Origin of the sequence: Pseudolysinimonas sp. (assembly GCF_031389465.1) — a bacterium.
Taxonomy (GTDB): Bacteria; Actinomycetota; Actinomycetes; order Actinomycetales; family Microbacteriaceae; genus Pseudolysinimonas_A.
Map to the genome: position 1 here is coordinate 21,543 of NZ_JANMSQ010000176.1, position 6,684 is coordinate 28,226.

The 6,684-nt window shown below is 67.6% G+C and carries 7 protein-coding genes; 5 read left to right on the plus strand and 2 right to left on the minus strand.

The genetic code is table 11. The features are described from left to right. Window positions 1–44: 44 nt before the first annotated feature. The gene (locus tag RMO30_RS07145; protein WP_309711317.1) at window positions 45–803 is read left to right on the plus strand and encodes a glycosyltransferase; all 759 of its coding nucleotides are present in this window, start codon (window positions 45–47) and stop codon (window positions 801–803) included. Here the strand turns inward: RMO30_RS07145 and RMO30_RS07150 are convergent. Further along, on the minus strand, window positions 800–1,699 hold the full coding sequence (locus RMO30_RS07150) for an alpha/beta hydrolase (protein ID WP_309711320.1): 900 nt from the start codon (window positions 1,697–1,699) through the stop codon (window positions 800–802). The genes RMO30_RS07145 and RMO30_RS07150 overlap by 4 nt on opposite strands. A gap of 32 nt (window positions 1,700–1,731) precedes the next feature. On the opposite strand from RMO30_RS07150, the gene RMO30_RS07155 reads away from it, so the two are divergent. Genes RMO30_RS07155 through RMO30_RS07165 form a run of 3 tightly spaced genes read left to right on the plus strand, consistent with a single transcriptional unit; the run spans window position 1,732 to window position 3,558 of the window. Beyond that, window positions 1,732–2,193, plus strand: coding sequence for a DUF6328 family protein (locus RMO30_RS07155; protein ID WP_309711323.1), 462 nt, complete (start codon window positions 1,732–1,734; stop codon window positions 2,191–2,193). Window positions 2,194–2,219: 26 nt separating this feature from the next. Next, window positions 2,220–2,810 (plus strand): molybdopterin-dependent oxidoreductase, encoded by a 591-nt coding sequence (locus RMO30_RS07160; protein ID WP_309711324.1) that lies wholly within the window; start codon window positions 2,220–2,222, stop codon window positions 2,808–2,810. A gap of 58 nt (window positions 2,811–2,868) precedes the next feature. Beyond that, window positions 2,869–3,558: an FAD-binding oxidoreductase gene (locus RMO30_RS07165; protein ID WP_309711326.1), complete on the plus strand. Its 690-nt coding sequence runs from the start codon at window positions 2,869–2,871 to the stop codon at window positions 3,556–3,558. A 117-nt stretch (window positions 3,559–3,675) separates the two neighbouring features. Here RMO30_RS07165 and RMO30_RS07170 read toward each other — a convergent pair whose 3' ends face one another. Continuing rightward, entirely contained in the window at window positions 3,676–4,512 is an 837-nt protein-coding gene (locus RMO30_RS07170) for a Ku protein (protein WP_309711328.1), read from the minus strand. Between the two features lie 103 nt (window positions 4,513–4,615). Here RMO30_RS07170 and ligD point away from each other — a divergent pair. Beyond that, a partial coding sequence (gene ligD / locus RMO30_RS07175; RefSeq protein ID WP_309711330.1) for a non-homologous end-joining DNA ligase occupies window positions 4,616–6,684 on the plus strand: 2,069 nt, incomplete at its 3' end.

A 6,684-nucleotide genomic window follows, 5' to 3' on the forward strand; every position in this document is an offset into this window, starting at 1 on the left:
CACCGCCTGCGGCGGCACTCAACCCGCGAGGTAACCTGGCGACGATGTTCGTTTCGGTCGTGATCCCCGCGCGCAACGACGCGGAGATGCTCGCGCGCTGCCTGACGTCGCTTGCGCGGCAACGGCGGCTGCCCGACGAGATCATCGTCGTCGACAATGGCTCGACCGATGACACCCGCGCGGTCGCGGAAGCCGCGGGTGCCCGCGTGATCGGGGAGCCGATCCCCGGCATCCCGCGCGCGTCGGCGGTCGGACTCGACGCCGCCCGCGGTGACCTGATCGCCCGCATCGACGCCGACTCGGTCTGCCCACCCGGATGGCTCGAACGAGCGGTGACGGCCTTCGCGGATGACCCCGGTCTCGACGTGATCTCCGGTTCGGGCGAGTTCTACGACGCCGGTCCGATCAAGCGCCGTCTCGGCAAATCCTGGTGGGTCGGCGGGTTGTACTGGTCGATGACGATCTACCTCGGGCACGCGCCGATCTTCGGCTCCAACTTCGCGATGCGGCGGGAAGTGTGGGCGCAACTCGGTCCCGAGGTGCACCGGGAGGCACTCGACATCCATGACGATCTCGATCTGAGCCTGCACATCAAACCGTGGATGACGGTGCGCTACGACCCCGACCTCGTCGTCGGCATCTCGGCGAGGCCGTTCGCCACGTGGTCGGGATTCACTCGGCGGCTGTCGTGGATCATCCCGACGCTGCGCAACCACTGGCCGGAGGACTCGCCGTTGGCCAGACGCTTAGCTCGTCGTCGGTTCGCCGAGGAGCGCGACGTCGAACAGAAAGCCCAGCCCTAACCGGCACCTTCGAACAGCGCGATCATGTCGCGCGCGAGCTGGTGCGGCGCTGTTTCGCACGGGCTGTGACCGGTCGGGTAGACGACCAGGCGCGCGCCGATCCGGCGCGCAAACTCGGCGTGAAGGTCGGTCGGCCAGAGGTCGTGCGACCCGACCGCCACCAGTTTCGGCACGGGTGTGGCGGCGACCTGGTCACGCACGTCGGGGGCGCGCTTCATCAGCCGGATGATGTCTTCGATGCTGCGCCGACTGGTGTGATCGAACCGCATCCGCACGAACTCGAGGCGCTGCGGCGGAACGTGGTTCTTGTTGGTGCGGATGCCCCAGATCATCAGCGCGGCGCCAATCCGGCCCCCGGCGAGAAAGGTGTACGGCCCGAGGCCGCGCACCCCGCGGAAGCCGTTGCCCGGCTCGGGCGGGGTTGCGAGCAGCGTGAGGCTGAGCACCAGGTCGGGTCGCCGCACGAGCACGAGTTTCGCGACCGTGCCGGCGAACGAGTAGCCGAGCACGTGCGCCGGGCCGCCGTCGTCCAAGAACGCCACGAGGTCGTTCACGAACAGGTCGTAGTCGTAGCGCTTCCCGCGCGGCGGACCGGCCCTGCCCGACTCGTACTGCCCCGCCAGGTCAAACGACTGCACGAAGTACCCGGCCTTCGCGAGAACGGGCAGCATGAGCACGAAATCCTCTTTCGACCCCGATACCCCGGGAACCAGAACGACCCGAGGATGCGTGGGGTCCCCCAGAGAGACGACAGCCAGGTCGCCGCTCGGGGCCCGAAAGCGCGACGCCACGGATCCGGGCGCGGGTACCGTCCAGTCGCGGTCGCCGAGCGCGCGATCGAGACGCTCGGCCTCGTCGACGGGTTCGCCCGAGACCTCCTGATAGTGGTCGAACACCCCGACAGGATAGTGGGGCCTACCATCGGAGGATGGTGCCGCAGGGCGAGTCCGAATCGGAACGGATCGAGCGCAACTGGGACGAGATCCTCCAGGAGCTGCGCGTGACGCAGACGGGGACACAGATACTGCTCGGCTTTCTGTTGACCATCCCGTTCCAGGCGGCCTTCGGTGAACTCGAGGGCGCGCAGATCGGTGTCTACCTGACGCTGGTCATCGTCGCAGCGCTCGCCACGATCCTCGCCCTCTCACCGGTCGCCCTCCACCGCGCACTGTTCCGGCGAGGCGCCAAACCGCAACTCGTGCTGGCCGCAAACCTGCTCATGCGACTCGCGCTCGCGGCCATCGCGCTCGCGCTCGGCGGAACGGTCTTCCTGATCTTTGACGTCGTCATCGGCCACACCGCGGCATTCGTCGCCGGGGGCGCCACGCTCGCCCTCACGCTGACGATCTGGGCGGTGCTGCCCTCCTTCCTCCGCGAACCTCACGACTGAGGACACGCGCCGAGTAGCGTGAACGCGTGTCCTTCATCACGCGCGGATTCTCCGGCGCCGGCCGCGAGCGCGATCCGCGCCTGCCGCCCGGGCAGACCCTCGTCGCCGACTGGCCGGTGCTCTCCGCCGGGCCCACACCCGACGTCAGCACCGACGACTGGTCGTTCTCGATCCGCACCGAGAGCGGGCTCACCAGGTGGACCTGGGACGAGGTGCTCGCCCTCGGCGTCGAAGATGTGACGGTCGACATCCACTGCGTCACCCACTGGACCAAACTCGACATGGACTGGCGTGGGGTGAGTCTCGATCGCGTGTTCGAGAAGGTCGAAACCAGCGCCGACTTCGTCATGGTGCACAGTCACGGCGGCTACACGACCAACATTGCGCTGGAAGATCTGCTCGACGGAAAGGCCTGGATCGCGACCGAAGCCGAAGGCGAGCCGCTCGAACCCGAGCACGGCGGACCGGCTCGGTTGCTCGTGCCCGCCCTGTACTTCTGGAAGAGCGCCAAGTGGGTGCGCGGCCTGGTGATGATGGATGACGACGAGCCCGGGTTCTGGGAACAGAACGGGTACCACATGCACGGCGATCCCTGGACCGAAGAGCGCTATTGGTAGGGGCGGCTTGGTAAACCGCGTTCGGCCCGAATGGTTGGTCGGGACGGTCACCGAGGTCATGCCCGAAACCGTGAGCGCCCGTCGCATCGTGCTCGATGTTCCCGGCTGGCCGGGCAACGACGCGGGGTCGCACCTCGACGTGCGACTCACTGCGCCCGACGGGTATCAGGCGAGCCGCTCCTACTCGATCGCGTCGTATGGCCCGTCGCCGCAGGTGCTGCTCTCGGTCGACGAGATCCCCACCGGTGAGGTGTCGCCGTTCCTCACCGGCGAGCTGCGGGTCGGCGACCAGATCGAGGTGCACGGGCCATTGGGGGCGTACTTCGTGTGGCGTCCGACCGGCTTCGGCTCGACCACCGGCCCGGTGCAGCTGATCGGCGGCGGGTCGGGCATCGTGCCGCTCTACGCGATCGCCCGAGCTGCGGCCGACGCGGATCGGGTGGCCGACTTCCGGCTGCTCTCGAGCGTGCGCAGCCCCGACAACCAGTTCTTCGACACAGAATTGGATGCCCTCGCCGCCGCGGGTCTGCGCATCGACCGCATCTACACCCGCGAAGCGCCTGCGGGTTGGCCCGTTGCGCCGGGTCGGCTCACCCGGGAGACTCTGGCGGCCGCCATCCCGGATGCGACGACGATCGAGCGCTCGTACGTCTGTGGCCCGACCCCTTTCGTCGAAGCGGTCGCCGACTGGCTCATCGCCCTCGGCCACGCCCCCGGCACCATCCGCACCGAGCGCTTCGGCGGCTGACCCACCCCCGTGGGTTGAGTGCCGGGCGCAGCCCGGTGTATCGAAACCCTGAGCGCAGACGTGTGGGGGTTTCGATACGCGAGCCGCTGGCGCGGCGCGCTACTCAACCCGCGAGAGTCAGCCGACCTTCTTCTTCGCGGCGGGCGCCTTCTTCGCCGGAGCCACGTCGGCATCCGCTCGCTTGGATTCCACCGAGCGACGCAGGGCCTCCATCAGGTCGAGCACTTCGCCGCCGCTCTCGGTTTCGCGCCCGAAGGTGGCTTCGGTGTCGAGGGCGTCGCCCTGTTCGAGTTTCGCCTCGATGAGGGTCTTGAGCTGGTCCTGGTACTCGTCGGTGAACTTCTCGGGCGTGAAGTCGCTCGCGAACGACTCCACGAGTTGCCGCCCCATCTTCAGCTCGTCGACCGAGATGCGCGGGGTTTCATCGAGTTCGGGGAATCGGGCTTCGCGTACCTCGTCTTCCCAGAGCAGGGTCTGCAGCACGAGCACGTCATCCCGCACCCGCAGCGCCGCGAGCCGGGTCTTCTGCCGCAGCGCGAACTGCACGATCGCGGTGCGGTCGGAGTCTTCGAGGGTGCGCCGCAGCAGCACGTAGGCCTTATTCGACTTCGAGTCCGGCGCGAGGTAGTACGCCTTCTCGAACATGATCGGGTCGATCTGGTCGTTCGGCACGAACTCGACGACGTCGATGTCTTTGCTGCGTTCCACCGGCAGGGCCGCGATGTCGTCATCGGTGAGGATGACGGTCTCTTCACCGTCGACGTAGGCCTTCGCGATGTGCTCGAAGTCGACGACTTTGCCGCAGATCTCGCACTTACGCTGATAGCGGATGCGACCGCCGTCTTCGTCGTGCACCTGGTGCAGCGAGACGTCGTGGTCTTCGGTCGCCGAGTAGAGCTTCACGGGCACGTTGACGAGCCCGAAGCTGAGCGAGCCCTTCCAGATGGAGCGCATCTGCCCATTCTCGCCCTCGATGACTAGCTTGGGAAAGGTGGTTGCCAGAGCGCGGGGAAAGGGTACGGAGCAGATTGTCTCCGTCGGCGGGCACCGGCTGAAGTTGACGAACCTCGAGAAGGTGCTCTACCCCGAGACGGGCACCACGAAAGCCGAGGTGCTCGACTACTACACCCGGGTCGCCGACGTGCTCATCCCGCACGCCCGCAACCGGCCCGTCACGCGAAAGCGCTGGGTCGAAGGGGTCGGCTCTGACGCGAAACCCGGCACGGTGTTCTTCGAGAAGAACCTGCCCGACACAGGCCCGTCGTGGATCTCGCGGCGCGACATCCAGCATTCCGACCACGTGAACAGCTACCCGCTGGTGAACGACCTCGCGACGCTCGCCTGGATGGCGCAGCAGGCGGCGCTCGAACTTCACGTGCCGCAGTGGCGATTCGGCAAGAGAGGTGCCCGGCAAAATCCTGATCGGCTGGTGCTCGACCTCGACCCGGGCGAGGGTGCCGGGCTGCCCGAGTGCGTCGAGGGCGCGAAAGCGGTGCGCGCGATCCTGACCGGGATGGGACTCGAAGCGTTCCCGGTGACGAGTGGCTCCAAAGGCATCCATCTGTACGCACCGCTCGACGGCGAGCAGACGTCGGAACAGGTGTCGCTCGTCGCGCATGAACTGGCGCGGGCACTCGAGGCGGATCATCCCGAACTCGTCGTCAGCGACCAGAAGAAGACCCTGCGGGCCGGCAAAGTACTGGTCGACTGGAGCCAGAACAACGGCAACAAGACGACGATCGTTCCCTACTCGCTGAGGGGCAGGATGCGCCCCACGGTCGCGGCTCCGCGCACCTGGCGCGAACTGCTCTCGCCCGGGTTGCGGCAGCTCGAGATGCACGAGGTGCTCCAACGGGTTCGGGCGAAGGGCGATCCCGCGGCCGACCTCGAGCGCGAGATCTGGCACTCGTCGGATGCCGAAGCCAAGCTGGCCGAGTACCGCGCGATGCGCGACGGGGCGAAGACGCCTGAGCCGATGGGCGGCGGGGTGCACGGGGCGGGAAACTCGTTCGTGATTCAGGAGCATCACGCGACGGCGCTGCATCACGACTTCCGGCTCGAACGCGACGGGGTACTGGTCTCGTGGGCGGTGCCGAAAGGAGTGCCGACCGAAGTCGGCAAGAACCATCTCGCGGTGCACACCGAAGACCACCCGCTCGAGTACGGCCAGTTCGAGGGCGAGATCCCGAAAGGCGAGTACGGGGCCGGAAAGGTGACGATCTGGGACCGCGGCTCGTACGACCTCGAGAAGTGGCGCGACGACGAGCTGATCTTCACGATCCACGGGGAGAAGCACGGCTCGCACCGGTTGGCGTTGATTCAGACCGACACAGCGCCAGGCGGCAAGAACTGGCTCCTGCACCTGATGAAAGACCAGCAGCCCGTCGATTGGGATGACCCCGAGAGCATCGCCGCGTCGAAGGCCCGATCGGCATCAGGATCGTGGAAACGGGTAGGTGCCGAGCCGCGGCGCGGGCTGAAGCGCGGTAAGTCGGTCGTCGGCGGGCGCACGAACGCGGCCGGCACGGTGCATCCGATGCTCGCGACCCTTGCCGACCTCGACGGCTTCGATGCGAGTGACGACTGGGTCTTCGAGATGAAGTGGGACGGCTACCGCGCGATCGCGACGGTGCGTGACGGCGCGGTCGAAGTTCGGTCTCGGAACGGTCTCGACTTCACGCCGACGTATCCCGAACTCGCGGCGCTGGCGGATGCGATCGACGGCGACGCGGTGCTCGACGGCGAGATCGTCGCACTCGACGCATCGGGTCGGCCGTCGTTCGGGCTGCTGCAGACCCGCTCGGGCATCACCTCTCCCCGCGACGTCGAGCGGGCCCGGCTCGCCCAGGCGGTCGAGTTCTTCGCCTTCGACATCCTGGAACGCGACGGGCGTTCGCTCGCGGGGCGGCCGTACACCGAACGCCGCGACGAGTTGCGCGCGGCGGTTCAGGATGTCGGCGTGGTGCGGGTTCCGCCGGATGCCGGCACCGACCTCGACACCGCCGTCGCGACGAGTCGCAAACTCGGGCTCGAAGGCGTCATCGCGAAACGCGCGAGCTCGCCGTACCGGCTGGGTCGTCGCTCCCGGGACTGGCTCAAGATCAAGCACACCCTCACCCAGGAGGT

Bases quoted from the DNA above. Each gene is read 5' to 3' on its own strand.
- RMO30_RS07145 (WP_309711317.1), top strand. From the start codon at position 45: ATGTTCGTTTCGGTCGTGATCCCCGCGCGCAACGACGCGGAGATGCTC.
- RMO30_RS07155 (WP_309711323.1), top strand. From the start codon at position 1,732: ATGGTGCCGCAGGGCGAGTCCGAATCGGAACGGATCGAGCGCAACTGG.
- RMO30_RS07165 (WP_309711326.1), top strand. From the start codon at position 2,869: ATGCCCGAAACCGTGAGCGCCCGTCGCATCGTGCTCGATGTTCCCGGC.
- RMO30_RS07170 (WP_309711328.1), bottom strand. From the start codon at position 4,512: ATGCGCTCCATCTGGAAGGGCTCGCTCAGCTTCGGGCTCGTCAACGTG.